This is a genomic window from Peribacillus frigoritolerans (genome assembly GCF_030676415.1).
Lineage (GTDB): Bacteria > Bacillota > Bacilli > Bacillales > DSM-1321 > Peribacillus > Peribacillus frigoritolerans_A.
Genome location: NZ_JAUUTW010000167.1, coordinates 1 through 247 on the forward strand (window position 1 = coordinate 1; position 247 = coordinate 247).

Here is a 247-nt window from a genome sequence, read left to right on the forward strand (position 1 = left end):
GAAAACCCCCAACTACCATCGGCGCTGAAGAGCTTAACTGCCGTGTTCGGAATGGGAACGGGTGTGACCTCTTCGCTATCGCCACCAAACATATCAGGAACGTTGTTCCTTCAAAACTAGATAATAAGAAGGTATTTCATTTTTTAAAAAGCGTTGGTTAAGTCCTCGATCTATTAGTATCAGTCAGCTCCACATGTCGCCACGCTTCCACCTCTGACCTATCAACCTGATCATCTTTCAGGGATCT

2 rRNA genes are annotated in these 247 nt (G+C 45.3%); both read right to left on the reverse strand.

Annotated elements, in window-relative coordinates:
- Window positions 1-89 (reverse strand): 5S ribosomal RNA (gene rrf, locus Q8G36_RS28915); the annotation flags it as partial.
- Between the two features lie 64 nt (window positions 90-153).
- Window positions 154-247: ribosomal RNA gene (locus tag Q8G36_RS28920) — 23S ribosomal RNA — on the reverse strand; the annotation flags it as partial.